The sequence below is a fragment of the Streptomyces sp. 135 genome (assembly GCF_020026305.1).
Taxonomy (GTDB): Bacteria; Actinomycetota; Actinomycetes; order Streptomycetales; family Streptomycetaceae; genus Streptomyces.
The window spans coordinates 5,888,871-5,914,997 of the sequence record NZ_CP075691.1 but is presented as its reverse complement, the minus strand read 5'-3'; the positions used below and the strand labels follow the sequence as shown (position 1 = coordinate 5,914,997).

Below are 26,127 nucleotides of genomic sequence, written 5' to 3'. Positions count from 1 at the left end.
CCCGCGCCCCACGCCCCGCACCCTTTGGAGGAGCCGTGCTCGACCCCCTGTCCGGGCCGCCGCGCCACGTCGGCCCGTACCGGCTGCTGGCCCTGATCGGCGCGGGCGGCATGGGCGAGGTGTATCTCGCCCGCGCGGCACGGCCCGGCGCGCCGCTCGTCGCGGTCAAGACGGTGCGGCCGGACCTCGACGTCGACCGGGAGTTCCGGACCCGCTTCCGGCGCGAGATCGCGGCGGCGCGCGCGGTGTCGGGCCCGGGGACGGCCGAACTGCTCGACGGGGACGCGGACACCCAGGTCCCGTGGCTCGCCACGGAGTACGTCGCCGGGCCCTCGCTCGCGGAGACGGTACGGCGGTGCGGGCCGCTGCCGGCCGGCGCGGTGCGCGCGCTCGGCGCCGGTCTGGCCCGCGCGCTCGCCTCGGTGCACGCGGCGCAGGTCCTGCACCGCGACCTGAAGCCGGGCAACGTGCTGCTCACCCCCAAGGGCCCGACGCTCATCGACTTCGGCATCGCGCAGGCCTTCGACGCGACGGCGCTGACGGCGGCGGGGATGGTCGTGGGCACGCCCGGCTTCATGTCCCCCGAGCAGATCGAGGGCGGTAACGCGGTGGTGCCCGCCTCCGACGTGTTCACGCTGGGCGCGGTGCTGTGCTTCGCGGCGACGGGGCGCGGCCCCTTCGACGACCAGGAACTCGCCTCGGTGATCTTCCGTATCGCGCGGGGCGACGCGGACCTCTCCGGCGTCCCCGACGACCTGCGCGACGTGGTCACCGACTGCCTGCGCCGGGCGCCCGGCGACCGGCCCACCGCCGCCGCTCTCGCCGACCGCCTCGCGGACGCCGCCGGGCGGGCGTGCCCTGGCCCGCTCCGGTGCTCTCCCTCTTCGCCGAGCACCGGGAGGCGGTGGCGCGCTGCGAACAGGCGGTGGCGCGCGCGTCGTTCGCGGCGGCCGACACCGCCGCGGCCACGGGCGGCCGCCCTCCGCTCCTGCTTACGCCCCGCCTCCCGCCCTGGCTCCCTGGGCCCCGGCGGTTTCCGGCCCCGCGAGCACCCGCCGCCGTGGATCATCGCGGCGGCGCTGGCGGCCGTCGCGGTGACGCTGGCGGCGGTGCTGCTTCCGGGGGACGACGGGGGCGCGGGCGGCAACGGCTCCGCCGACGCCGGAAGCAGCGGCAACGGCAACGCGCCCCGCATCGTCACCGAGTACGGAAACCCCGGGCGCACCGGCGACTTCGGGGCCGCCGCCACCCGCGCCCCGGCCCGCCCGAAGGGCTGGAAGCCCTGGTCGGTCGCGCGCCCCGGGAGCCTGGACGACCGGGGCCACGGCTGTGTCCTCGTGGCGTCCACGCTGGTGTGCCGGGACGGCAAGGGCGCCGCGACGGCCCTGGACGCGGCGACCGGCGGCCACCGCTGGACCTCGCGCGGCTTCGCGGCGGACGCCGACGCCCTCCAGGGCGTCCAGACCGTGGCGCCGGAGAGCGACGGCGAGCGGGTCTACGTCCCCAGCGAGCGGGGCGTGCTCGCGGTGGACGTGTCCTCCGGCACCGAACGCTGGCGCAAGCCGGCGCCCTCGGGCACCGCGGTCATGGGGCTCACCTACGCGGACGGGGTGGTCTACACCGCCGAGTTCGGCTTCTCGGACGAGGCGACGGCGCCCGGCGAGGCCCGTGTCCGCGCCCGGCGGGCGAAGGACGGCCGCGAGCTGTGGACGTCACCGCGCCTTCCCGCCAAGGTCCAGCACGCGCTCCTGGCCGAGGGCGGCCGGCTGTACGCGGCGATCGAGGGCAAGGGCGTGCTCGCCCTCTCCGCGAAGACCGGCGAGACCGTCCGCACCGCCCCCGCGCAGCCCTGCTACGGCCTGCTCGCCCACCGCTCGTCCCTGCTGTGCTGGGACCACGACGCCCGGGGGGTCCGCGAGCTCGACCCGGGGACCCTGGCCACGCGCCGCACGCTGGCCCCCGGCATGGAGCCCGCGCTGCCCCCGGTCGTCGGTGAGGCGGGCGTCCTGGTGGTGACGACCCGAAACCCCGACGCCGACGACCCCGTCACGCACTACATGTCGGCCTTCGACTGGCGTACGGGCAGGCGCCTTTGGCGCTACGGCGCCCCGCAGGACACCGGGACCGTGGCCCTTGCGGGCAACCGGGTGCTGGCCGTGGGCCGGTACGAGATGTGGGGCCGCTCCACTGCCGACGACCTGGACTCGTACCGCAGGAAGAACATCCCCCGCCCCGAGGGGAAGACGGAGTACGACGACAGCCGACCGCTCGGCGCCCCCCTGTACGCGGGCGGCGCCCTCTTCGCCGCCACCGGCGACGGCAGGATCATCTCGGGCTACGCGCCCTGACCGCCCCCGGGCGCCCGGGTCCGGCACCGCGGGGAAGAAACGCGCCAGTCGCGCGCGCCCGCGCCATGCGCCGCCGCGGGGCGGGCCCCTCGGCGGCATACGTGCCTGCCGGGCGGCGGGCGCCCGGACGCCCCGCCGAGCACCCCTCGGGCATATGCGGCTGTCCCGTACCGAACAGTGCATTTTCGGACCCCGAACACCGTTCGCGGCCGGGCCGGTCTTGCATGTGCCGTTACGCACTAGTAGTTAACAAAGCGCCGGATTGCCCACCCGGGGGGTGTGGGAAGGCTCCTGCGGTACGCACTCCGGCACACCGCGGCCGGCACGCGCCGCGGAACCTCTCCACACCCCCGTATCCGTGCACGCGGACAGGAGCGGTCAGACATGCCTCTTGGCTCAACCCCCCAGCCCACCATCCCTGTTCTGGACGTCCGGCCCGCCGTCCACTGCGGCCGAAAACCGGCGAAGGCCGTGCCGGGCGAAACGTTCCAGGTGTCCGCCACCGTCTTCCGCGAAGGGCATGAGGCGGTCGCCGCCAATGTCGTGCTGCGCGATCCCGAGGGCCGCGCCGGGCCCTGGACGCCGATGCGGGAGCTCGCGCCCGGCACCGACCGGTGGGCCGCGGACGTCACCCCGGACGCCGAGGGTCGCTGGACGTACGCCGTGGAGGCGTGGGGCGACCCGGTCGCGACCTGGCGCCACCACGCGCGGATCAAGATACCGGCGGGCATCGACACCGACCTCGTCCTGGAGGAGGGCGCCCGCCTCCACGAACGCGCCGCCGCCGGGATGCCCGGCGACGGGCGGACCGCCGTGCTCGGCGCCGCGCAGGCCCTGCGCGATCCGGCCCGTCGGCCCGCGGCCCGCCTCGCGGCCGCCCTCACCCCCGAGGTGGTGTCGGCGCTCGACCGTCATCCACTGCGCGAACTGGTCACGACCTCACCGGAGTTCCCGCTGGTCGTGGAGCGTGAGCGGGCGCTGTTCGGGTCGTGGTACGAGTTCTTCCCGCGCTCGCAGGGCGCGGTGGTCCGTGCGGGCGAGCCGCCGGTCCCGGGGACGTTCCGCACGGCCGCCGAGCGGTTGCCGGCCGTGGCGGACATGGGTTTCGACGTGGTGTATCTGCCGCCGGTCCACCCGATCGGCACCACCCACCGCAAGGGCCCGAACAACTCCCTCTCCCCCGGCCCGCACGACGTGGGCGTGCCGTGGGCGATCGGTTCGCCGGAGGGCGGGCACGACGCCGTCCACCCGGACCTCGGGACGCTGGACGACTTCGACGCCTTCGTGCGGCGTGCCCAGGGGCTGGGCATGGAGGTGGCGCTGGACTTCGCGTTGCAGTGCTCGCCGGACCATCCGTGGGTGGACAAGCATCCGGAGTGGTTCCGGCAGCGGGCGGACGGTTCCATCGCGTACGCGGAGAATCCGCCGAAGAAGTACCAGGACATCTATCCGATCGCCTTCGACAAGGACCTGCCGGGCCTTGTGGCGGAGACGGAGCGGCTGCTGCGGTTCTGGATGGGGCACGGCGTGCGGATCTTCCGTGTCGACAATCCGCACACCAAGCCGGTGGTGTTCTGGGAGGAGGTGATCGCGCGGATCAACGGCACCGACCCGGACGTCATCTTCCTCGCCGAGGCCTTCACCCGCCCCGCGATGCTGCACACCCTCGCCGCCATCGGCTTCCAGCAGTCGTACACGTACTTCACCTGGCGCAACACCAAGGAAGAACTCACCGACTACCTCACCGAGTTGTCGCGCGAGACCGCGCACTTCCTGCGTCCGAACTTCTTCGTGAACACCCCGGACATCCTGCACGCCTACCTCCAGGAGGGCGGGCGTCCGGCCTTCGAGGTGCGCGCGGTCCTCGCCGCGACGCTCTCCCCGACCTGGGGTCTCTACAGCGGCTTCGAGCTGTGCGAGAACACCGCCGTGCGGCCCGGCAGCGAGGAGTACCTGAACTCGGAGAAGTACGAACTGCGCCCGCGCGACTGGGAGTCGGCCGAGCGGGAGGGCCGCACCATCGCGCCCCTCATCACGCGGCTGAACCACGTCCGGCGCGCCAACCCCGCACTGCGACAGCTGCGGAACCTGCACTTCCATCCGACCGACAAGGAAGCGGTGATCGCCTACTCGAAGTCCGCCGCGGACCCGCAGGGTTCGAACATGGTTCTGGTGGTGGCCAACCTCGACCCCCACCACACCCAGGAAGCCACGGTGTCGTTGAACATGCCGCTACTCGGTCTCGACTGGCACGAGAGCGTGCCGGTGCGCGACGAGCTCACCGGCGAGACCTACCACTGGGGCAGGGCCAACTATGTGCGCCTGGAGCCGGGCCGCGCGCCCGCCCACGTCTTCCGCGTCCTGCGACCGTCCTCACCGTTGATCGGAGGGTCACCCACATCATGATCGTCAACGAGCCCGTCCAGGACACCTTCGAGGACACGCCCGCCAAGGACCGGCACCCCGACTGGTTCAAACGCGCCGTGTTCTACGAAGTACTCGTCCGTTCCTTCCAGGACAGCAACGGCGACGGCATCGGCGACCTCAAAGGCATCACCGCCAAACTCGACTACCTCCAGTGGCTCGGCGTGGACTGCCTGTGGCTGCCCCCCTTCTTCAAATCCCCGCTGCGCGACGGCGGCTACGACGTCTCGGACTACACCGCCGTCCTGCCCGAATTCGGTGACCTCGCCGACTTCGTGGAATTCGTCGACTCCGCCCACCAGCGCGGCATGCGCGTCATCATCGACTTCGTCATGAACCACACCAGCGACCAGCACCCGTGGTTCCAGGCCTCCCGCACCGACCCCGAAGGCCCCTACGGCGACTACTACGTCTGGGCCGACGACGACAAGCAGTACGGCGACGCCCGCATCATCTTCGTCGACACCGAAGCCTCCAACTGGACCTTCGACCCGGTACGCAAGCAGTACTACTGGCACCGCTTCTTCTCCCACCAGCCCGACCTCAACTACGAGAACCCCGCCGTCCAGGAAGAGATCATCTCCGCCCTCCGCTTCTGGCTCGACCTGGGCATCGACGGATTCCGCCTGGACGCCGTGCCCTACCTCTACCAAGAGGAAGGCACCAACTGCGAGAACCTGCGGGCCACTCACCAATTCCTCAAGCGGGTCCGCACGGAGATCGACGCGCACTATCCCGACACCGTCCTGCTCGCCGAGGCCAACCAGTGGCCCGAGGACGTCGTCGACTATTTCGGGGACTACGCCAAGGGCGGCGACGAATGCCACATGGCGTTCCACTTCCCCGTCATGCCCCGCATCTTCATGGCCGTACGCCGCGAATCGCGCTACCCCGTCTCCGAAATCCTCGCCAAGACCCCCGCCATCCCCTCGGGCTGCCAATGGGGCATCTTCCTGCGCAACCACGACGAGCTGACCCTGGAGATGGTCACCGACGAAGAGCGCGACTACATGTACGCGGAATACGCCAAGGACCCGCGCATGCGCGCCAACATCGGCATCCGCCGCCGGCTCGCCCCCCTGCTGGACAACGACCGCAACCAGATCGAACTCTTCACCGCGCTCCTGCTGTCGCTGCCCGGCTCCCCGATCCTCTACTACGGCGACGAGATCGGCATGGGCGACAACATCTGGCTCGGCGACCGCGACGCCGTGCGCACCCCCATGCAGTGGACCCCCGACCGCAACGCGGGCTTCTCCTCCTGCGACCCCGGCCGCCTCTACCTCCCCACGATCATGGACCCGGTCTACGGCTACCAGGTCACCAACGTCGAAGCCTCCATGTCCTCGCCCTCCTCCCTCCTGCACTGGACCCGCAGGATGATCGAGATCCGCAAACAGAACCCCGCCTTCGGCCTCGGCACCTACACCGAACTCCCCTCCTCCAACCCCGCCGTCCTCGCCTTCCTCCGCGAGGCGCCCGCGGAGGAGGAGGGCGACGACGACCTCGTGCTGTGCGTGCACAACTTCTCGCGTTTCGCGCAGCCCACGGAGTTGGATCTCCAAGCCTTCAACGGACGCCATCCGGTGGAGCTGATCGGCGGGGTGCGCTTCCCGGCCATCGGCGAACTGCCCTACCTCCTCACGCTGGCGGGGCACGGCTTCTACTGGTTCCGTCTGCGCCGGGAACCGTCGTAGGCTCCAGCGGCGCGATGCCTTCGCGGGGCGGTTTCCACCGCCCCGCCCTGGGCACTCCTACGCACAACCGGCACTCCCGCACTCTGCCTTGTCCGCCCCGCGGAAAGGACGCGACGCCATGTCGGAAGCCGCCACCCGCCCCACCGCGCACGCCACCGCGCTGCTCGCCTCACTCGACCCACTGCTGCGCGAGTGGCTGCCGAGGCAGCGGTGGTTCGCCGGGAAGGGCCGCCCGATCGGCTCCTTCGAGCCGGTGGCCGTGACCGAACTCCTGCCCCGCACCGCGCCGTCGGGCCTGCTGCACGTGCTGCTGCGGGTCCGCCGACCGCTCGTGCCCGCACAGGACACCGCCCTGGAGGGCACGCCGACCGAACACACGGGCGATTGCTACCAATTGCTGATCGGCGTGTGCCGCACCCTGCCGCCCCAGCTGGCGCCCGCCCTCATCGGCCACGTCACCGAGGGCCCGCTCGCCGGTCAGACGGTGTACGAGGCACTGCACGACCCGCGGCTCGCCGCGCTGCTCCTGGAGCGGCTGCGGATGCCGGGCCGGCACGGCGTGCTCCGCTTCGAGCGTGACATGAGCGTCGGCATCCCCTCCGGTCTCACGCCGCGCCCGCTCGCCGCCGAGCAGTCCAACTCCTCGGTCGTGTACGGAGATACGTTCATCCTCAAGCTGTTCCGCCGCGTCGTGCCCGGCGTCAACCCCGACCTGGAGCTGCCGCTGCACCTGGCCCGGCAGGGTTGCGCGCGCGTGCCCGCGCCCGCCGCGTGGTTCCTCGCGGAGCTGTCGGGCGGCGCGGCCGACGCCGGCGCGGCGGGCGAGGCGTGCGGCCTCGGTGTGCTCCAGCCCTATCTGGCCGCCGCCGAGGACGGCTGGGAACTGGCCCTGCGCATGCTCGGCAAGGGCGAGGCCTTCACCGGTGAGGCCCGGGCGCTCGGCCGTGCCACGGCCGAGGTGCACGCGGCGCTCGCCGACGCGCTGCCGACCGTCACGCTCGGCCGGGCCCAGATCGGGCTGATCGCCGATGCCATGGCGCGGCGCCTCGCCGCGGCGGCGCAGGCCGTCCCGGCGCTGCGGCCGTACGCCCCGGGGTTGCTCACAGCCTTCGAGGCGCTGGCCGACCTGGGCGGCGAGGGCCAGTCCTGGACCGCCCAGCGCATCCACGGCGACCTGCACCTGGGGCAGTGCCTGCGCTCCCCCGACGGCCACTGGTCGCTCATCGACTTCGAGGGCGAGCCGGCGCGTCCCCTCGCCGAGCGGCGCATGCCGCAGCCGCCGGCCCGCGACGTGGCGGGCATGCTGCGCTCCTTCGACTACGCGGCCGCCACCCGCGACCCGTGGGCGCGGGAGTGGGCCACGGACTGCCGGGCCGCCTTCTGCGTGGGGTACGCCGACGTCTCGGGCCGCGACCCGCGGACGGACCCCGTGCTGCTGCGCGCCCACGAGACGGACAAGGCGGTCTACGAAGTCCTCTACGAGGCCCGGCACCGGCCCGACTGGCTTCCCGTGCCGCTGGCCGCGGCCCGCCGCCTGGCCGACAACGGCTCCGCCGACGCCGCCCACTGACCATCCCTTTCGGAGGAGGCCTCTCCCGTGACCCCCCGCCCCCGCAAACCGTCCGCCGAAGCCCCGGCCCCGCCCCCGCCCCGCACCCCGGAACCGGACCCCGCCGAGCAGCGGCCCGCCCCGAAGGGCACGCGGAAGACACCGGCCCAGAAGGCGCGCGGGACAGCGAAGGCGGCCGACGCGGCCAAGGCCGCGAAGAGCCCGAGGGCCTCCCGGAAGACCGCCGCGAAGACGCCCCCGAAGGCCACGCCGAATCCACCGAATCCACCGAATCCACCGAAGACGCAGAAGACGCAGAAGACGCAGAAGACGCAGAAGACACCGAATCCAGCAAAGACACAGCCCCCGCCCGCGGAGGCGCCGTCCCCCGTGACCGCCGTCGCCGCGTCGCCCGTCCCCGAGGAGGACCGGGCGCGTCTCCTGGAGGGCACCCACCACGACCCGCACGGCGTCCTCGGCGCCCATCCCGTCCCGGGCGGCACGGCCTTCCGCGCCCTGCGGCCCTACGCCAAGGCGGTCTCGGTCGTCGCCAAGGACGTCCGCGCCGAGCTGCGCGACGACGGTGACGGGTTCTTCTCCGCCGTGCTGCCGCTGCCGGCCGCGCCCGACGACTACCGGCTCCACATCACGTACGAGGACACCGAGCTGGAGATCCACGACGCGTACCGCTTCCTGCCCTCGCTCGGCGACTTCGACCTGCATCTGATCGGCGAGGGGCGGCACGAGGAGCTGTGGAAGGCGCTGGGCGCGCACCCCATGACCCACCAGGCCGCGACCGGCACCCGCTTCACCGTGTGGGCGCCCAACGCCCGGGGAGTGCGGGTCGTCGGCGGCTTCAACTTCTGGGACGGCACCGGTTTTCCGATGCGTTCGCTCGGCGGGACCGGCGTCTGGGAGCTGTTCGTGCCGTCCGTCGGCGAGGGCGAGCTGTACAAGTTCGAGATCACCCGGCCGGACGGCACGAAGACGATGCGCGCCGACCCGCTGGCCCGCCACACGCAGGCGCCGCCCGCGAACTCCTCGGTCGTGCACGAGTCGCACCACGAGTGGCACGACGCGCAGTGGCTCGCCCGCCGGGCGGAACGGCCCGCCCACGAGGCGCCCTTCTCCGTGTACGAGGTGCACCTCGCCTCGTGGCGACCGGGCCTGACGTACCGCCAGCTGGCGGAGCAGTTGCCCGCGTACGTCTCCGATCTCGGCTTCACCCACGTCGAGCTGATGCCCGTCGCCGAGCATCCCTTCGGCGGCTCCTGGGGCTATCAGGTCACCGGCTTCTACGCGCCGACGGCCCGCCTCGGCACCCCCGACGACTTCAAGTACCTGGTGGACGCGTTGCACCGCGCCGGGATCGGCGTCCTGATGGACTGGGTGCCCGCGCACTTCCCGCGCGACGACTGGGCGCTCGCGGAGTTCGACGGGCGGCCGCTGTACGAGCACGAGGACCCGCTCAGGGCCGCGCACCCCGACTGGGGCACCCTGGAGTTCGACTACGGCCGCAAGGAGGTGCGCAACTTCCTCGTCGCGAACGCCTGTTACTGGTGCGAGGAGTTCCACATCGACGGGCTGCGGGTGGACGCGGTCGCCTCGATGCTCTACCTCGACTACTCCCGCGAGCACGGCCAGTGGACACCGAACGTGCACGGCGGCCGCGAGAACCTCGACGCGGTCGCCTTCCTCCAGGAGATGAACGCCACCGTCTACCGCCGGGCGCCCGGCGTCGTCACGATCGCCGAGGAGTCCACGGCCTGGGACGGCGTGACCCGGGCCACCCACCACCAGGGGCCCGGCGGCTTCGGGGGGCTCGGTTTCGGCCTGAAGTGGAACATGGGCTGGATGCACGACTCCCTCGACTACGTCGCGAAGGAGCCCGTGCACCGCAAGCACCACCACAACGAGATGACGTTCTCGATGGTGTACGCGTACAGCGAGAACTACGTCCTGCCCATCTCGCACGACGAAGTGGTGCACGGCAAGCGCTCGTTGGTGTCGAAGATGCCCGGCGACTGGTGGCAGCAGCGGGCCACCCACCGCGCCTACCTCGGCTTCATGTGGGCCCACCCCGGCAAGCAACTCCTCTTCATGGGCCAGGAGTTCGCGCAGGGCGCCGAGTGGTCGGAAGCGCACGGCCCGGACTGGTGGCTGCTCGACCCGGCGTACGGCGCGGAGCCCGACCACCGGGGGGTACGGGACCTGGTCCGCGACCTGAACTCCGTCTACCGCGGCGAGGCCGCCCTGTGGCAGCGCGACACGGACCCCGGCGGCTTCGCCTGGGTGGAGGGCGACGCGGCCGAGGACAACGTCTTCGCCTTCCTGCGCTACGACGCGCAAGGGGCGCCCCTGCTCGCCGTCTCCCACTTCTCACCGGTGGTGCGGCACGCCTACCGCCTCGGCGTCCCGGACGAGTTCGCGGCCTGGCAGGAGGTCCTGAACACGGACGAGGCGCGCTACGGCGGCAGCGACGTCACCAACCCCGACCCGCTCAAGCCGGAGCCGGTGGGCTCCCACGGCCGCCCCGCGTCCCTGCGCCTGACCCTGCCGCCGCTGGCTACGGTGTGGCTGCGGCCGGCGTGACCTCCTCGATGCGCTTGAGGGCCGCCGGGAGCTCGTCGGCGTACAGCACGCCGAGGCGCTGGGTGGCCCGGGTCAGGGCGACGTACAGGTCGCTGGCGCCGTACCTCGCCGGCTCGACGACCAGGACCGTGTCGAACTCCAGGCCCTTCGCCTGACGCGGGTCGATCAGCACCATCGGCCGCGTCAGGTTCGGGGCCTCCCCGGCCGTCACCCCGGGGAGCCGTGCGGCGAGCTCCTGGTGGAGTTCGCGCGGGGCGATGACCGCGAGGCGGCCGTCGCCCCCGGCCTCGGCCGCCACCGCGTCGGCCACGGCGGCGGCGAGGTCGTCGGCGCGGCGCGCCCAGGGCCGTACGCCCGTGGACCGCACCGAGCTGGGCGGGCGGAAGTCCGGGTTCCCGGCCAGGCGCGGCACCTCGGCCGCCACCTCCATGATCTCCACCGGCGTGCGGTAGTTCACGCCGAGCCGGGTGTACTCCCAGCGGTCCTCGACGTACGGCGCGAGGATGCTCTCCCACGAGCCGCAGCCGCCCGCCTCCGCGGTCTGCGCCGGGTCGCCGACGAGCGTCATGGAGCGGGTCGGGCAGCGCCGCATGAGCAGCCGCCAGGCCATGGCGGACAGCTCCTGCGCCTCGTCGACGATGATGTGCCCGAACGCCCAGGTGCGGTCGGCCGCCGCGCGCTCGGCGGCGCTGCGGTGGTCGGCCTCCTCCTGCCGTTCGGCCATCCGCTCGGCGTCGATGATGTTGTGCGCGAGCAGGACCTCGGCGTCGTCCTCGTCCTTGTCCTCGAACTCGTACGTCCGTGAGGCCCGCGAGACGTCGAGGACACCCTGCGCGTACGCGATCTCACGGGCGCGCTCGGCCTCGGCCGCCGCCCGCTCGGCGCTGTCGTCGTGGCCGAGCAGTTCGGCCGCCTCGTCGAGCAGCGGGACGTCGGCCGCCGTCCAGGGCGCGCCGCGCGGCCGCCGGATCGCCTTCGCGTCCTTCTCGCCGAGGCCCGTCGGCTCCTCCAGGAAGTCGGTGAGGAAGCCCTGCGGGGTCAGCGTCGGCCACAGCTCATCGATGGCCGCGTGGACCTCGGGGCTGGCCGCGATGGCCTTGCCGAGCTGGGCGATGTCGTCGGGTCCGAGGAAGTTCGGGCCGCCGTACGGGTCGTGGCCGATGCGCTCGGCGAGCTGTCCGGTGAGCGAGTCGATGACCCGGAACGCGAAGTAGGGGCGCCCCAGGTTGTGCGGCACGTCCGCCTCGCGGGCCGCCTCCCGCGCCTCGTAGGCGATCGTCCAGTCGAGGATCAGGTCGCCGTCGTCGTGCGCGATGACCAGCGGCTCGCCCGGCTCGGGGATGCGCTGGCGGTCGCGCACCGCCGTGGCGAGCACCTCCGCCATCTCGGCGCGGCCCTTCACCTCGGCCGCCTCCGGGCTGTCGGTGCCGGTGGCGCTCACGCCGGGGAACAGCTCGCCGACCGTCGACAGCAGGACGCCGGTCTCACCGAGCGCGGGCAGGACCTCGCCGATGTAGCCGAGGAACGCCGGGTTCGGGCCGACGACGAGGACCGCGCGCTTGGCGAGCAGCTCGCGGTGGGCGTAGAGGAGGAACGCGGCGCGGTGCAGCGCCACGACCGTCTTGCCCGTCCCGGGGCCGCCCTCGACGACGAGGACGCCGCGGTGCGGGGCGCGGATGATCCGGTCCTGCTCGGCCTGGATGGTCTGCACGATGTCGTGCATGCGGCCGGTGCGCGCCGAGTCGAGCGCGGCGAGCAGCACTTCGTCGGCGTCGGCGCTCTCGTGGCCGGTGCGGGTCGTGTCGCCGAGGTCGAGGATCTCGTCGTGCAGACCGGTGACCTCGCGGCCCTCGGTGGTGATGTGCCTGCGGCGCCGCAGACCCATCGGCGTATGGCCCGTCGCGAGGTAGAAGGGGCGGGCGACATCGGCGCGCCAGTCGATCACGAGCGGGGTCCGCTCGGCGTCGGAGGCGCGGATTCCGATGCGTCCGATGTGGTGGTCGCGGCCGTCGCGGAATTCGAGTCTGCCGAAGCAGAGGCCGTTCTCCCCCGCGTTGAAGGCGGCGAGCAGGCCGGACTGCTCCGCCACCAGGACATCGCGTTCAAGGCGTGCCTGGAGACCGTTGCCCACCTGCGACAACGAAGCCCGCACGGCGTCCTCGGCCTCCGCGCGCAGCGCGTCAAGGCGCGCGTACAGCCCGGAGACGAATTGCTGCTCTTTCCGCAATTCCTCGGTTGACAATTCAGCCCCTCGCCAGTTACAGTGCTCTTAAAGCTTCCCGTGAAGTCGGCCGTGAGATTGCTGCAAAGTTGCTGCACCTCACGGATACAACTTCTCGAAAGAATCCATAATACGCAGGGAAATGCCCCGGACGTCAATTCGTCCGGGGCATTTCCCTTGGGCGTGTGCGGAGCCTCAGAGCACGTCGGCCAGCTCCGCGAGGAGCTTGCGCTTGGCCCGCGCGCCCACCATCTGCTTCACGGGCTCACCGCCCCGGAACACGATCATGGTCGGCGCCGAGAGCACCTGGTAGGCGATCGCGGTCCCGGGGCTCCGGTCGACGTCCAGCTGGAGGATCTTGATCCGGTCCGCCTCCTCCCGCGCGATCTCGCTCAGCACCGGCGCCAGCTGCCGGCACGGGCCGCACCAGTCCGCCGTGAACTCCACGAGCACGGGCCGGTCCGTCTCGCGCAGCACCTCCCCCTCGAAGTCCGCGTCCGTCACCTCGGCCACACCTGCTGCCTTCACTGCCACCACTCTCCTCATCCCGTCAGTTCGCACCGCGGCTCGGGGCCGCCTTCGAGCGCCGCCTCCGCGCGCACGAGCTGCGCGCCGACCTGCGCGCGCACCGCGTTCAACTCGCCGATCAGCGCGTCGAGCTCGGTGAGCTTGCGGCGGTAGACGGCGAGCGACGCGGGGCACGAGTCGCCCTCCGGATGGCCGGAGCGCAGACACTCCACGAAGGGCCGGGTCTCCTCCAGGTCGAACCCGAAGTCCTGCAACGTCCTGATCTGTGCCAGGAGCCGCAGGTCGTCCTCGTCGTAGGTGCGGTAGCCGTTCCCGGCACGCCGTGCGGGCAACAGCCCGCGGGACTCGTAGTAGCGCAGCGTCCGCGTGGTCGTCCCCGCGCGCGCCGCGAGCTCGCCGATTCGCATGCCCCGACGGTAATCGTTGACGTAGGCGTCAAGGCCAGGCCGGCTTCGGCCCCCGGGTCAGGCGGGCCTGCGGATGCCCTCGACGATCGAGGCCCAGTTGTCGCCGCCGTGCCCGAGGCCGATCGACCTGTCGGCCGCCGTGAGGACGCCGCGCAGAGCGGCCGCGTCCAGGCCGCGGTGCTCGGCGGCGCGCACGATGTGCCGCACGTTCGCCGCCTCGACGGTGAGGTTGTCCAGGTCGCCGGGGAACTTCCCCGCGTCCAGGTCCTCGGCCGTGCCGTCGACGACGCTCGTGAGGAGGGCGGCGAGGGTCTTCATGTAGGGGGCGACGGCCGACCCCGGCACGCCCTCCGTGGCCGCGAGGGCGAAGCCGTGCACCAGGCCGTGCATCGCGGTCCAGAAGAAGTCCAGGGCGGAGAGGTCGTACACCGCGGCGAGCCCGTGGTCCTCGCCGACGTAGGTGCTCTGCCCGCCGAGCGCCTTCAGCGTGCCCTCGTACTTCTCGTACGCGGCCCGCGCACCGCTGTGGAAGATCAGCGCGTCCGGGGTGCCGATCATGGGGACCGGCACCATGACCGCGCCGTCCAGGTAGTCGACGCCGAGGGCCGCGGCCCTGACGGCGGCCTCGCGGGCGCGCTCGGGGGTGTCGGAGGTGAGGTTCACGAGGAGGCGGCCGTCGAGGTCGGCGGCGGTGACCTGGTCGAGGATCGCGTCCGCGGCGGCGTAGTCGAGGACGCACACGACGACGACCTCACCGGCGCGGACGGCTTCGGCGGGGGTGGCGGCGCGCGTGGCCCCGAGGGAGACGAGGTCCTCGCCCTTGCCGGGCGAGCGGTTCCAGACGGTGGTGGGATGGCCGGCCTTCAGGAAGGCGCCGGCGAGGGCCTGGCCCATGGCGCCGAGGCCGAGGACGGTGACGGCGGGGCGGGGGTCCGGTGCGGTGGTCATGCGCCCCATCGTCGGCAGGAGCCCCAACTCCCCACAAGTACCGACCAATTAGTCAGGTACTCACCGGAAGGTAAGTGTGCGGACCGGAGGTGGCACGCCGCCCCTGACGCCGCGCCAGACCCGGCTTGCGCCGCAGCCATTGACGCACCCCTCCGTCACTCCTACCGTCTGGTCGAGAATGCGAACTACGTCCGGGATTTCGAACATGCGCTGCCCGCGCGCAGCCGAGGAATGAGACCCCCATGGCCCCCGCCCCCATACCCTCACCCGCACCCGGCTCCGCGCCCCGGCCCGCCAGACGCGCCGTCCTGCGCGCGGCGGCCCTCGCGGCCTCGGCGACCGCCCTGCCCTCCTTCGCCGACGGCCGGGCGGCGGCGGCCTCCCGGAGCCCCGCGCCGGGCGTGGCCACGGGGCCGGCAGGAGTCGCCGCCCCGGCCGCCTGGACGGTCCGCCCCTTCGCCCTCAAGGACGTCTCGCTCCGCGAGGGCGTCTTCGCCACCAAGCGCGACCTGATCCTCGACCACGGCCGCGGCTACGACGTGGACCGCCTGCTCCAGGTCTTCCGCGCCAACGCCGGCCTCGCCACGGGCGGCGCGGTGGCCCCCGGCGGCTGGGAGGGCCTCGACGGGGAGGCGAACGGCAATCTGCGGGGCCACTACACCGGCCACTTCCTCACCATGCTGTCGCAGGCGTACGCCGGTACGGGCGAGAAGGCGTACGCGGAGAAGGTCCGCCACATGATCGGCGCGCTCACCAAGGTCCGGGCGGCGCTGCGCGACGGCCCCGAAGTCCTCTCCGTCGAGGGCAGGTTCGGGACGGCCACGATGCAGGTGCGGGGCTCCCACCAGTACGTCGACCTGCCGTCGGGGGTCCTCGGCGGCGGCCCGGCGCTCACGTTCTCGGCGTGGGTCAAGCCCGCCCACGACGCCCCCTGGGCACGGATCCTGGACTGCGGCGACGACACCACCCGCTACCTCTACCTGACGGCGCGGGGTGCCGCCGGCGCCCCGCGGTTCGCCCTCACCACCCAGGGTCCCGGCGGCGAACAGGCCCTCAACGGCACGGCGCCGCTGCCCCTGGACAAGTGGAGCCACGTGGCGGTGACCCTCGGCGAAGGCACCGGGACGCTCTACGTCAACGGCGCCGCCGTCGCCAGGAACACCGCGATGACCCTTGACCCGGCGGCGCTCGGCACCCTTGAGGACCACTGGCTCGGCCGCTCCCACTTCGCCTCCGACCCCGTCTTCGCCGGCGCGTTCGACGAGGTCAACCTCTGGTCGCGGGCGCTGACCGCCGCCGAGGTCGCGGGGCTCCAGGACGCCCCCGCCGCCCGGACGGCCGCCGGGCGCGGCGACCTCGCGTCGTACGCCTTCGACGAGACGAGCGGCGCCGTGTTCGCCGACGCCTCGGGCCGCGGCCGTCCGGCCGCCCTGCGCCGCACCTGGGGCCGCCCGAGCCATCCCGGGTTCCTCGCGGCGTATCCCGAGACGCAGTTCATCACCCTGGAGTCGATGACCGGCCCCGACTACCACGTGGTGTGGGCGCCGTACTACACCGCGCACAAGATCCTGCGCGGTGTGCTCGACGCCTACCTCCACGTCGGCGACGAGCGGGCGCTCGATCTCGCGTCGGGCATGTGCGACTGGATGTACTCCCGGCTCTCCCGGCTCTCCGACGCCACCCGCCAGCGCATGTGGGGCATCTTCTCCAGCGGCGAGTTCGGCGGGATCGTCGAGGCGATCTGCGATCTGCACGCCGTCACGGGCAAGGCCGAACACCTCGCCCTGGCCCGCCTCTTCGACCTCGACAAGCTCATCGACGCGTGCGCCGCGGGCACCGACACCCTCGACGGGCTCCACGCCAACCAGCACATCCCGGTCTTCACGGGCCTGCTGCGGCTGTACGACGCGACGGGCGAGCGGCGCTACCTCACGGCCGCCCGGAACTTCTGGAAGATGGTCGTGCCGCACCGGATGTACGGCATCGGCGGCACCAGCACGGCGGAGTTCTGGAAGGCGCGCGGTGTCATCGCGGGGACGCTCGGCGAGACCACCGCCGAGACCTGCTGCGCGTACAACCTGCTGAAGCTGAGCCGCACGCTGTTCTTCCACGAGCAGGACGCGGCGTACATGGACTACTACGAACGCGCCCTCTACAACCAGGTCCTCGGCTCCAAGCAGGACGAGCCGGACGCGGAGAAGCCCCTCGTCACGTACTTCATCGGCCTGTCGCCCGGGCACGTCCGCGACTACACGCCGAAGCAGGGCACGACCTGCTGCGAGGGCACCGGCCTGGAGAGCGCCACCAAGTACCAGGACTCGGTCTACTTCCAGCGGGCCGACGGCTCCGCCCTGTACGTCAACCTCTACAGCCCCTCCACGCTGACGTGGGCGGCCAAGGGCGTCACGGTCACGCAGAGCACCGACTACCCGAGGGAGCAGGGCACGACCCTCACGGTCCGGGGCGCCACCACCGCCTTCGACCTGCGGCTGCGCGTCCCGGCGTGGGCGAAGGACGGGTTCACGGTGAGCGTCAACGGCCGCAAGGTGACGGCGGACGCGGAGCCGGGGAGTTACTGCTCCGTCTCCCGCACCTGGCGCGACGGTGACACCGTGCGCGTCAGTGTGCCCTTCCGGCTGCGCACCGAGAAGTGCCCGGACGAGCCGGAGATCCAGACCCTCTTCCACGGCCCGGTCAACCTCGTGGCCCGCGACGCGAGCAAGGACTATCTGCGCCTCGGTCTCTACCGCGACGCCGCGCTCTCCGGGGACCTGCTGCCCAGCCTCACCCCGGTGCCGGGCAAGCCGCTCCACCACCGGCTGGGCGACGTCGAGTTCGCGCCGTTCCTCGAAGGCACGCAGGACCCGACGCACACCTACTTCCGGCGGGCCGAGCCCCAGGTGGTGTTCGGCGGGACCGAGGCGGGCGTCGCCAACCCGGCGGGCCCGGACGGCACGACGTTCCTCGACGCCGTCTGGTCGGCCGCCCCGTTCAAGAACAAGAACGCGCTCGTCCAGCACGTCCGGGCCACCGTCGACTCCTGGGTGGCCGCGGGGAGGCTGAGCGCGGCGGACGGCGCGAAGGTGGTGTCGACGGCGAAGCGGGCGTCATACGTCTCCTGAGGACGGGGGCGGGGCGTCTCCTGAGGACGGGTCCGGGGCCGGGCCGGGGCGGGCGGCACCGCACGCGCCGCTCCCGGGGCCGACCGTCACCGCCGAGCCCGTGCCCTCGCCGGCCTTCACCCACAGCCCGCGCGCGACCACCGCGTCCAGCCGCAGGAACGGGACGGGCACGGGCGGCACCGTCCGGGTGGAGACGGTCAGGGGCAGCACACCCAGGAGCCGCCCGTGCAGGCTCGCCGCGCGGAAGCGGACGGCACCGGTCAGCGACAACTCCTCGGCGGCCAGGCAGGAAGCGGCCTCCCCCTGCCCGTAACGGATGCGGGGCCGGGACAGGTGGATCACGGAGGCCCGGCACACGTCCGCGCCGGGGGGACAGTAGAGGCCGGTGACGGACAGTGTGGCCGCCCGCAGCGTGGTCCCGCCGGACCCTGTGGTGCGCCCGCTCGGTACGGCCCCGGCCAGGCAGCCGGCCAGCGCCCCCGCAGCCGCCGCACGCTCCCCGCGCCGCGGCTGCGCGGAAGGCAGGGCGCCGGGCACGCAGTCGCGGTCGCGCCCGCGGCGGTGCCCTTCGGCCCGTCGGAGGGCGCGGGAGTCTCCCGGGCGGGAGCGGAGACCCCGCCGGGTGATCGTCGGGCTCCGTGTCGACGGCGGTGCCCGCCAGGCCGGGGCGAGGGCGGCGGTCAGGTAAGCGCCCACGGCCAGCCACCACCGCGCACGGCCAGGGGTCACCCGCCGCTCCCCGCGGCCCGGGCGGGCGGAGGCCGCCACGCCAGTGCCAGGGCCCCTCCGACCAGCGCGAGGAGCATGCCGAGGAGGAAGCCGCCCAGGTTGGCGAACGGATAGGAGAGGACGCCCAGGACGATGGCGGCGGCCCCGCTGAGGTGGGCGCGCGCCGGCACGGCCCACAGGTGCGCCGCACAGCCGACCAGCGCGAGGGCGAACATGACGGTGGCCGCCCCGCTGACTCCCTGCACCGGCAGCAGACCGACCTGGGCCAGCGGAAAGTAGCCGATCTCCAACCCGGCGCAGGCGACGCACGCGATGGCTCCCCGGGGGCGGTGTCCTCCCCTCACGCGCACGGGTGCTCCCCGGCGCGGACGTCCATGGTGGCGTCGCCCAGCGTGAACACCCCGGCGGTCAGCGACCAGGCGTCGATCTCCAGGTGCCGGATCGTCAGTGCGTCCGCCTGCTGGCCGTACGTTCCCGCCGCCCCCCGGGCGCCCCCGCGCAGCGTGGCGGCGTCCCGTCCCATCTCCACCTCGTGGAACCGCATGTCGCCCCGGATGGACGACAGGTCGAGCGCCAGCGACGAAGCCCTCACCGCCCGGTGGTCGCCGGACCGGATCCGCAGCGTCGCCGTGCCCAGCGGTGTCCGTGCCACCGCGGACTGGCACAGCCCGTACAGCGCCGCCTCTTCCAGTCCGACCGCGGCGACCGCGTGCCGCTTCCCCGACGTCCCCTCGCGGAACGAGGCGAACTGCGTCACCCCCTTGGCCTCCAGCCGGTGCGCCGTGACGGCGAAGGGGCTGCCGGCGACGGCGAACGACACCGGGACCGCCGCGGCCGTCGTGGCCGCGACCATCGCACCGGCCAGCACCAGCGCGCCTGTCGCGGCGAGCGCGAAACGCCTCCAGTCCGTCCGCCCTCCGGCGGCCCGGTGACGAGGCCCGGTGACACCTGGTACGCATACGCCGCTGCGCCTCATGAGGTTGCCTTCCGCAAGACGGTCTCTCGCCGGTTAACGTGCCGTCCCCGTCGAAGGTGTGCCCGCCATCCGGGTGGTCGGCGGCGCGGTCACCGGTCGCGCTTCCCCGCTCCCCCGCCACCGGGGCCGACGGGGCGTGGACCAGTGCGATGGTGTCGCGCATGTCCATTCTGTTCACCGGAGCCACCGGCTTCCTGGGCTCCCGCCTGCTGTACTCCCTGCTCGTGGAAGAGGGCCGCGAGGTCACGGCGCTGGGGCGCGGCACACCCGCCGCCCTGCGCGCACGCGTCGTCGCGTCCCTCACCGGCCTGGCCGGCGGGCCGCTGCCCCAGGCGGCACTGGACCGCCTGCACTGCCTGTCGGGCGACGTCTCCCGGCCCCGCTTGGCCCTGCCCCCGGCCCACTACCGCCGGCTCGCGGAGCGCACGACCGCCGTCTGGCACAGCGCCGCCGACATCTCGCTCTCCGCGCCGCTGGACGCGCTGAGAGCGACCAACGTGACCGGCACGGCACACGTGCTCGAACTCGCGGAGTACGCCGGCCAGGACTGCCGCGTCACGCTCCACGAGCTGCGACACAGGGCGCCTGACGGCACTCGCCCGTGCGGCCGGGGCCTCCCTCAACCAGATCTACCTCGCCGCCACCGCCGGTGCCCTGCGCGCCTGGACACCCGAGGACTGGACGGCCCGCGGCGCCGGGCCCCTGCACTCCTTCGTCCCGGCCGAGAGCCGCCCTCCGGGCCACGAGACGGCCACCCTCGGCAACCACCTGGCGGCCCTGCGGGCCGAACTGCACTGCGCGGAGCCCGACCCCCGCCGCCGACTGGACCTGATGCGCGCGAGCACGGACAGGCACGCTGCCGAGGTCCCGCAGCAGCGGGCGGCCCTGCGCGCCCTGCCCCGCGTCGCGGGCCTCGCCACCCGTTGCCTGCTCAACCGGAGCAGGACCGCCCTCCTGACCACCAACGTCCCCCTGGGGGCGGGGCTGGTGATCAACGGCCGCCCCGTCCGCGGCCTCGCCTGCCTGCCGCCCCTGCTGTTCGGCCACCCGCTGAGCGTGGCCCTGACCACCTACGCAGAGCAGGCGACCATCAGCTTCACCAGCGACCGCGGCGACGCCGATCCCGGTCGGCTGCCGCAGCTGTGGCAGGAGTCCTTGACGGAGCTCGAAGAGGCCTACGCCCCGGTCTGACCTCCACCGGCGCGAGCCGGCCGACCGGGCCCGGTGGTGTCGGCCAGGGCCGCGCGGAGCCAGTTGTCGGCGGCGCCGGGCGTCGGCTCGGGCGGGCCCGGCGGCGGGGTCATGACCTCGGCGGCGAGCTGCCAGTAGTGGTCGATGCGCTCCTCGGCGGCGAGCATCCGGCCAAGGCCCCGGCGGAAACCGGCGCTGTCGCGGGCGTTGAGGGCGGCGGCGTGGACGGCGACGAAGCAGTCGAGCGCCTCGCCCGGGCGCGGCGCCCGGCCCGCCCGCAGCTCCGCCGAGGCCAGCGCGAAGGCCTCGGGCAGACCCTCGTAGAGCACGGCGGGGCGGTAGCCCTTGCCGGGCAGGTGCACCTCGGGCCGGCAGCCGTCCGGGCCCGGGCCCGCGTCGAAGCAGCTGTCGGACACGAACGCGTGCAGCCGGGCGAAGGCCAGCACCTGGGCCGGGGCCGGGTCGTCGGGCAGCTGCGGGACCGCCTGTTCGACGACGGCCGACACGACCAGGTAAGCAGCCGCGCGGGCAGCCAGCGCCGCCAGAACCGCGCGAGCGCGGCCGTGCTGGGCGGCGTCGGCAGCCCGCCGACCAGCCGCAGCCGCTCGGCGCGCTCCTCGGCGGGGCAGTCGCGCAGCAGGCGCAGCGCGGCCTGCCGCCAGCGCAGGACGGTCAGGCGCGTGCCGAGTTCGCGCAGCCGGCCGTCGATGACGCCCTCCAGGGCGTCGTCCAGCGCGTCCTCCTGTTCGAGGAGCCGGCCGACGTCGGGCACCGGCACGTCGAGGCCGCGCAGGGAGCGGATGAGGCGGAGCCGCTCCAGCGCCTCGGGGCCGTAGCGGCGGTGGCCGCCGCCGCTGCGGGCGGCTTCGGGCAGCAGGCCGCGGTCGGAGTAGAAGCGGACGGTCTTGACGGTGACGCCCGCCCGCTCGGCCAGCTGCCCGATGCTCCACGAGCCGCCTTGCGGCTTGCCGTCTTCCGGCACGACTTGAACCTCCCTCAGGGGGAGTTCCTAGCGTACGGGCGAGCGCGGCGGGGTGATCGGCCCGGCCGCGCGGGCAACGGCGTACCAGAGGTCGTATCGGGAGGAATCATGACGGCGTTCATGCTGGTGTCGGGCGGTCACACGGGTGGCTGGATCTGGCGGGACGTGGCGCCACCGCTGCGCGCGGCGGGGGCCGAGGTGCACGCGGTGACGCTGACGGGGCTCGGGGACCGCCGCCATCTCGCGGGCCCGGAGACGGACCTGGAGACGCACATCGAGGACGTGGTCCAGGCGATCGACCACGTCGACGCGGACGAGGTGGTGCTCGTCGGCTACTGCTACGGCATCTACCCGGCGGTGGGCGCCGCCGACCGGCGCACGGAGCGGATCGCCCGCCTCGTGTACCTGGACTCGCCGCTGCCGCAGGACGGCCGCTCCATGCTCGACCAGGTGCGGGAGCTGATGCCCGCCGGGCCGGCCAGGGAGCGGATGCTCGGCATGGCCGAGCGGGCCGAGGACGGCTGGCGGGTCCCCGCGCCCACCCCCGAGGAGTGGCGGGAGCACGGGAACCTCGCGGGCGTCTCCCCCGAGGGGCTCGCCCGGATCGCGCGCCTGGCCTCGCCGATGCCCCTCGGCCCGGCCGCGCAGCGGCTGCGGATCTCGGAGGCGGTCGCCGCGCTCCCGATGAGCGGCGTCTTCTGCACCGTCGGCGGGACGACGGACATCGCCGCGCTCGAAGCCCTCGTGGCCTCGGGCATGCCGCTGGTCCAGCATCTCGCCTGCCCGGGGGCGACCTTCTTCGAACTGGCCACCGGGCACTGGCCGATGCTCTCCATGCCCGACGAGCTGGCCGGGGTGCTGCTGCGGGCGGCGGCGGGCGAGGGGCACCGCCTCGCCGCCGCGACCGCCGCCTAGGAGTCGCTCTTCGCCGTCTTGTCGTACGTGAGGAACACCGTGCCGCTGTCGAGGACGACGGCGTCCGTCCGCTCGTACAGCAGCGGTTCGAAGGCGGCACCCCGGCCGAACAGGGGTGTGCCCGAACCCAGCGTCAGCGGGGCCAGCTTGACGACCAGGCGGTCGATCTCGCCGCGCAGCGCTCCGGCCAGCTCGCCGCCGCCGCAGAGCCAGATGTCCTTGCCGTCCTCGCGCTTCAGCTCGCGCACCTTGGCGAGGGGGTCGGTGGCGACGAGTTCGACGCCGGGGTCGGGGCTCTCGGTGAGGGTGCGGGTGAAGACGTAGTGCCTCAAGTGCGGGTAGCAGTTGGCGAATCCGGCGTCCACGCCGTTCATGTACGTCCTGCGGCCTTCGAGGATGGTGTCGAAGTGGGTCCCCTCGGCGGTGATGCCGAGGGCTTCCCTGGCCGGGGCCGGCAGGGTCTCGGGGTACGTCTGCGCGAGGTGCTGGACGTAGTCCTGAGCGACCGGCCAGAAGCCGTCGGGGCCCGTGGGGTCGGAACCGTCGGGCCCGGCGATGAACCCGTCGATGCTGACGGCGATGAAGTAGACGAGCTTTCGCATGCGGACTCCTGGGAAGCGGCGGTCGGGGGCGGTAGGTCCATCGAGGGCGCGGGCGCGGGCGCGGTGGCCGGTCAGCTGCGGCTCCCCGGCTTGGGGAGCGGCCGGGGCCGCGGCACGGACTGCGGCTTGACGGGCCGCGGGAAGCGCCTGGGGCTGCGCAATCTGGCTCCTTGTCCGACGCGCCGAGAAGCACGTCGCTCGTTGTACTCTGCCCGAAGTGGTTAGAACGTAGTACTCCACCTGGAGTGGTGTCAACGAATTTCGACGACTTCTTTTCGGGGCTCATGCACCCCGGTGACGTGCCGCAGGGGTTTGACCAGCAACGTACCGACCCCGAGCGGCCCCACGCAGTGCTCGACGGTCCAGCGGGCCGTCCGCAACAGGGCGCCGAACACAAGGCCGGGGCAGGGAGGTTCACCTCCCTGCCCCGGCCCATGTACCGCTACTGCTACTTCCGGCCGCTGGACCCGGCGGCGACCGGCTCCGGCGCCGAGGCCTCGGCCTCGGGCTCTGCGGCCCTGCCCTTGCGCGGCAGCAGAACCGCCACCAGGACCGTGCCGACGCCGAGGATCACCGCGCCGACCAGGCTGGTGTGCGCGACCGCGTCGGAGAAAGCGGAGCCGACCGCGTCGGCCATCTTGCCCGCGCCCTGGGCCAGCTGCTCGGCCTGGCCCTTGAGCTGGGCCGCCTGCTGCTGGGAAGAGGCGTGGGCCGCCTGCTCCGCCGCCGCGTGCGCCTTGTCGCCGATGCCCTGGGCCACCGCGTAGCCCGCGCCGACCGAGTCCTGCGCGGTCTCCAGCGTGCCGTCGGGCAGCTTGGTGCCGGAGGCCGACGCCGCGTCCTCCAGCTTCGAGGAGTACGAACTGGCCAGCACCGAGCCGAGGATGGCGATGCCGAGCGACCCGCCGAGCTCCAGGGACGTGTCGTTGACCGCGCCGCCGACGCCCAGCTCCGACTCGGGGAACGCGCCCATGATCGCGTCGGTGCACGGCGACAGCGCGAGGCCGATGGCCAGGCCGAGGACGATCAGCGGGGCGACGAAGTCCCCGTACGAGGAGTGGACGTCGACCTGGGTGAGCAGGGCGAGCGCCACCGTGCCCGCGACCATGCCCGCCGACACGGTGATCTTCATGCCGATGCGCGGGGTGAGGAAACCGGTGAGCGCCGAGCCGACGAAGACCGCGCCCGCGAGCGGCAGCATGCGCACGCCCGTCTCCAGCGGGTTGTAGCCGAGGACGAACTGGAGGTGCTGGGTCAGGTAGTAGAACGCGCCGAAGACCGCGAGGAAGAACAGCGCCACCGCGAGGTTCGAGCCGGCGAAGCGGCGGTCGAGGAAGCGGCGGACGTTCAGGATCGGGTGCGGGTGTCGCAGCTCCCAGGCGACGAAGGCCAGCAGGCCGACGCCCGCCACGACGGCCGCGGAGACCGCCTTGACGTCCCAGCCGAAGTGCGGACCCTGGATGATCATGTAGACCAGCGCGCCGGTCCAGATGACGGAGAGCAGCCCGCCGACGTAGTCGATGCGGTCGTGGTGCCCGGCCTTGGACGGCGGGATCAGCACGAAGGCACCGGCGATCGCGAGGACGGCGACCGGCACGTTGATCAGGAAGGTCGAGGACCAGCCGTGGTCCTCCAGGAGCGCGCCCGCGACCAGCGGACCCGCGGCGATCGCGAGACCGGCGGTGGCGGTCCACAGCACGATGGCCTTGGCCCGCTCCGCGCGCGGGAAGGTCGCCGCGAGCAGCGACAGCGTGGCCGGCATGATCATCGCCGCGCCGAAGCCCATCACCGCGCGGGACGCGATGACCCCGCCCGAGCTGTCGACCAGCGAGCCCGCGACCGAGCCCGCGCCGAAGACGACGAGGCCGAGCACCAGCGCGCCGCGGCGGCTGTACTTGTCGCCGATGGCGCCGAGCAGCAGCATCAGCGCGGCGTACGGGACGGTGTAGCCGTCGATGACCCACTGGAGGTCGGAGCTGGAGAGGCCGAGATCCTTGGTCATGTCGGGGGCGGCGACGGTCAGTGCCGTGTTCGCCATGACGATGATCAGTAGGCTCAGGCAGAGCACGCCCAGCGCCCACCAGCGGCGTGCGTACGGCCCCTTCATCTCCTCGACCGGTTGCTTCATGAGTAGAGCCACCGAAGTCTCACCCTTCCCTGCTGCCGCGCGTTCTTGCTTTCCGGTGACCTTGCACAGCACTGTGCAATTACACACTGGTGTGCAACTTACGCCACTGCACACAGCTGTGCAAAACGGTCGCGGTCACAGCCCTGGGACGCGCGTGCAGAATGGAGCCCATGAGCCGAGCCGACGCCAACCGCCGCCGCATCCTGGAGGTCGCTCTCGCCGAGCTGCTCCGCGATCCGGACGCGTCCATGGACCAGATCGCGCGGGCGGCGGGGGTCGTGCGCAGGACCGTGTACGGCCACTTTCCGAGCCGCGAGGCCCTGATCGGCGCGCTCATCGACGGCGCGGTCGAGGCGGTCGCCGCGGCCCACGCCTCCGGGCGGGCGCAGTCGGACGACCCCGCCGAGTCGCTCGCCCACTCGATGGTCGCCGTCTGGGAGATCGCCGACGGCTACCGCCTCCTGGTCGGCCTGGCACAGCGCAGCGTCGCGATGGAGGGCATCAGGCAGCGCCTCGCCCCGGTCCGCGCCAAGTGCGTGGACGTCCTGAGGGCCGGCCTGGCGGACGGCTCCTTCACCTCGTCATTGCCGCCCGCCGCGCTCGCGTACGTGCATGAGCAGCAGCTCTTCGGCCTGATGGAGGCGGTGAACGACGGCCTGCTCCCCCCGCGGGACGCGGGCCGCGCCGCCGCGTCGACGGCTCTGCTCTCGGCGGGGGTTCCGGTGGAGAGGGTGCGGGGGATCATCGCGGGGCTGGGGTAGGGCCGAG

Annotated in this window: 18 protein-coding genes and 1 pseudogene; 9 read left to right on the top strand and 10 right to left on the bottom strand. The window is 73.1% G+C overall.

Annotated elements, in window-relative coordinates:
• Window positions 1-35 precede the first annotated feature (35 nt).
• From KKZ08_RS26805 to glgB, 5 genes are all read left to right on the top strand, one after another.
• Window positions 36-2,348 carry a serine/threonine-protein kinase gene (locus KKZ08_RS26805; RefSeq protein WP_223776866.1) on the top strand — a complete coding sequence of 771 codons (2,313 nt, stop codon included), beginning with the start codon at window positions 36-38 and terminating at the stop codon, window positions 2,346-2,348.
• A 384-nt stretch (window positions 2,349-2,732) separates the two neighbouring features.
• Entirely contained in the window at window positions 2,733-4,754 is a 2,022-nt protein-coding gene (locus tag KKZ08_RS26800; protein WP_223776865.1) for an alpha-1,4-glucan--maltose-1-phosphate maltosyltransferase, read from the top strand.
• Entirely contained in the window at window positions 4,751-6,469 is a 1,719-nt protein-coding gene (treS, locus tag KKZ08_RS26795) for a maltose alpha-D-glucosyltransferase (protein WP_223776864.1), read from the top strand. Before KKZ08_RS26800 ends, treS begins: the two co-directional genes overlap by 4 nt.
• Before the next feature lie 118 nt (window positions 6,470-6,587).
• The gene (locus KKZ08_RS26790; protein WP_223776863.1) at window positions 6,588-8,039 is read left to right on the top strand and encodes a maltokinase; all 1,452 of its coding nucleotides are present in this window, start codon (window positions 6,588-6,590) and stop codon (window positions 8,037-8,039) included.
• A 27-nt stretch (window positions 8,040-8,066) separates the two neighbouring features.
• The gene (gene glgB / locus KKZ08_RS26785) at window positions 8,067-10,610 is read left to right on the top strand and encodes a 1,4-alpha-glucan branching enzyme (protein WP_223776862.1); all 2,544 of its coding nucleotides are present in this window, start codon (window positions 8,067-8,069) and stop codon (window positions 10,608-10,610) included.
• Here the strand turns inward: glgB and KKZ08_RS26780 are convergent.
• From KKZ08_RS26780 to KKZ08_RS26765, 4 genes are all read right to left on the bottom strand, one after another.
• Window positions 10,585-12,852, bottom strand: coding sequence for an AAA family ATPase (locus KKZ08_RS26780; RefSeq protein WP_223776861.1), 2,268 nt, complete (start codon window positions 12,850-12,852; stop codon window positions 10,585-10,587). The two genes, glgB and KKZ08_RS26780, sit on opposite strands and share 26 nt — an antisense overlap.
• A gap of 174 nt (window positions 12,853-13,026) precedes the next feature.
• Window positions 13,027-13,377: a thioredoxin gene (gene trxA, locus KKZ08_RS26775; RefSeq protein ID WP_276573907.1), complete on the bottom strand. Its 351-nt coding sequence runs from the start codon at window positions 13,375-13,377 to the stop codon at window positions 13,027-13,029.
• On the bottom strand, window positions 13,374-13,766 hold the full coding sequence (locus KKZ08_RS26770; protein ID WP_223776860.1) for a MerR family transcriptional regulator: 393 nt from the start codon (window positions 13,764-13,766) through the stop codon (window positions 13,374-13,376). Before KKZ08_RS26770 ends, trxA begins: the two co-directional genes overlap by 4 nt.
• A gap of 57 nt (window positions 13,767-13,823) precedes the next feature.
• Entirely contained in the window at window positions 13,824-14,714 is an 891-nt protein-coding gene (locus tag KKZ08_RS26765) for an NAD(P)-binding domain-containing protein (RefSeq protein WP_223776859.1), read from the bottom strand.
• A gap of 242 nt (window positions 14,715-14,956) precedes the next feature.
• On the opposite strand from KKZ08_RS26765, the gene KKZ08_RS26760 reads away from it, so the two are divergent.
• Complete coding sequence (locus KKZ08_RS26760) at window positions 14,957-17,836, top strand: beta-L-arabinofuranosidase domain-containing protein (RefSeq protein WP_223776858.1); 2,880 nt, start codon at window positions 14,957-14,959, stop codon at window positions 17,834-17,836.
• On the opposite strand, the gene KKZ08_RS26755 is transcribed toward KKZ08_RS26760, so the two are convergent.
• Genes KKZ08_RS26755 through KKZ08_RS26745 form a run of 3 tightly spaced genes read right to left on the bottom strand, consistent with a single transcriptional unit; the run spans window position 17,822 to window position 19,433 of the window.
• Window positions 17,822-18,565, bottom strand: a complete 744-nt coding sequence (locus KKZ08_RS26755; RefSeq protein ID WP_223776857.1) for a hypothetical protein — start codon at window positions 18,563-18,565, stop codon at window positions 17,822-17,824. The genes KKZ08_RS26760 and KKZ08_RS26755 overlap by 15 nt on opposite strands.
• Complete coding sequence (locus KKZ08_RS26750; protein ID WP_223776856.1) at window positions 18,562-18,909, bottom strand: DUF6114 domain-containing protein; 348 nt, start codon at window positions 18,907-18,909, stop codon at window positions 18,562-18,564. Before KKZ08_RS26750 ends, KKZ08_RS26755 begins: the two co-directional genes overlap by 4 nt.
• Entirely contained in the window at window positions 18,906-19,433 is a 528-nt protein-coding gene (locus KKZ08_RS26745) for a DUF6230 family protein (protein ID WP_223776855.1), read from the bottom strand. Before KKZ08_RS26745 ends, KKZ08_RS26750 begins: the two co-directional genes overlap by 4 nt.
• 693 nt (window positions 19,434-20,126) lie before the next feature.
• On the opposite strand from KKZ08_RS26745, the gene KKZ08_RS26735 reads away from it, so the two are divergent.
• Window positions 20,127-20,732: a WS/DGAT domain-containing protein gene (locus tag KKZ08_RS26735; RefSeq protein ID WP_346657922.1), complete on the top strand. Its 606-nt coding sequence runs from the start codon at window positions 20,127-20,129 to the stop codon at window positions 20,730-20,732.
• Here KKZ08_RS26735 and KKZ08_RS26730 read toward each other — a convergent pair.
• Window positions 20,717-21,714: pseudogene (locus KKZ08_RS26730) on the bottom strand (MerR family transcriptional regulator). The gene KKZ08_RS26735 and the pseudogene KKZ08_RS26730 sit on opposite strands and share 16 nt — an antisense overlap.
• Window positions 21,715-21,822: 108 nt before the next feature.
• Between KKZ08_RS26730 and KKZ08_RS26725 the strand changes: the two are divergent.
• A complete protein-coding gene (locus tag KKZ08_RS26725) occupies window positions 21,823-22,629 on the top strand; it encodes an alpha/beta hydrolase (RefSeq protein WP_223779202.1) in 807 nt (268 codons plus the stop codon).
• Here KKZ08_RS26725 and KKZ08_RS26720 read toward each other — a convergent pair.
• A complete protein-coding gene (locus tag KKZ08_RS26720) occupies window positions 22,626-23,231 on the bottom strand; it encodes a dihydrofolate reductase family protein (protein ID WP_223776854.1) in 606 nt (201 codons plus the stop codon). The genes KKZ08_RS26725 and KKZ08_RS26720 overlap by 4 nt on opposite strands.
• A gap of 448 nt (window positions 23,232-23,679) precedes the next feature.
• Window positions 23,680-25,371 carry an MFS transporter gene (locus tag KKZ08_RS26715; protein WP_223776853.1) on the bottom strand — a complete coding sequence of 564 codons (1,692 nt, stop codon included), beginning with the start codon at window positions 25,369-25,371 and terminating at the stop codon, window positions 23,680-23,682.
• A 158-nt stretch (window positions 25,372-25,529) separates the two neighbouring features.
• Between KKZ08_RS26715 and KKZ08_RS26710 the strand changes: the two genes are divergently transcribed.
• A complete protein-coding gene (locus KKZ08_RS26710) occupies window positions 25,530-26,120 on the top strand; it encodes a TetR/AcrR family transcriptional regulator (RefSeq protein WP_223776852.1) in 591 nt (196 codons plus the stop codon).
• The last annotated feature ends 7 nt before the right edge of the window (window positions 26,121-26,127 follow it).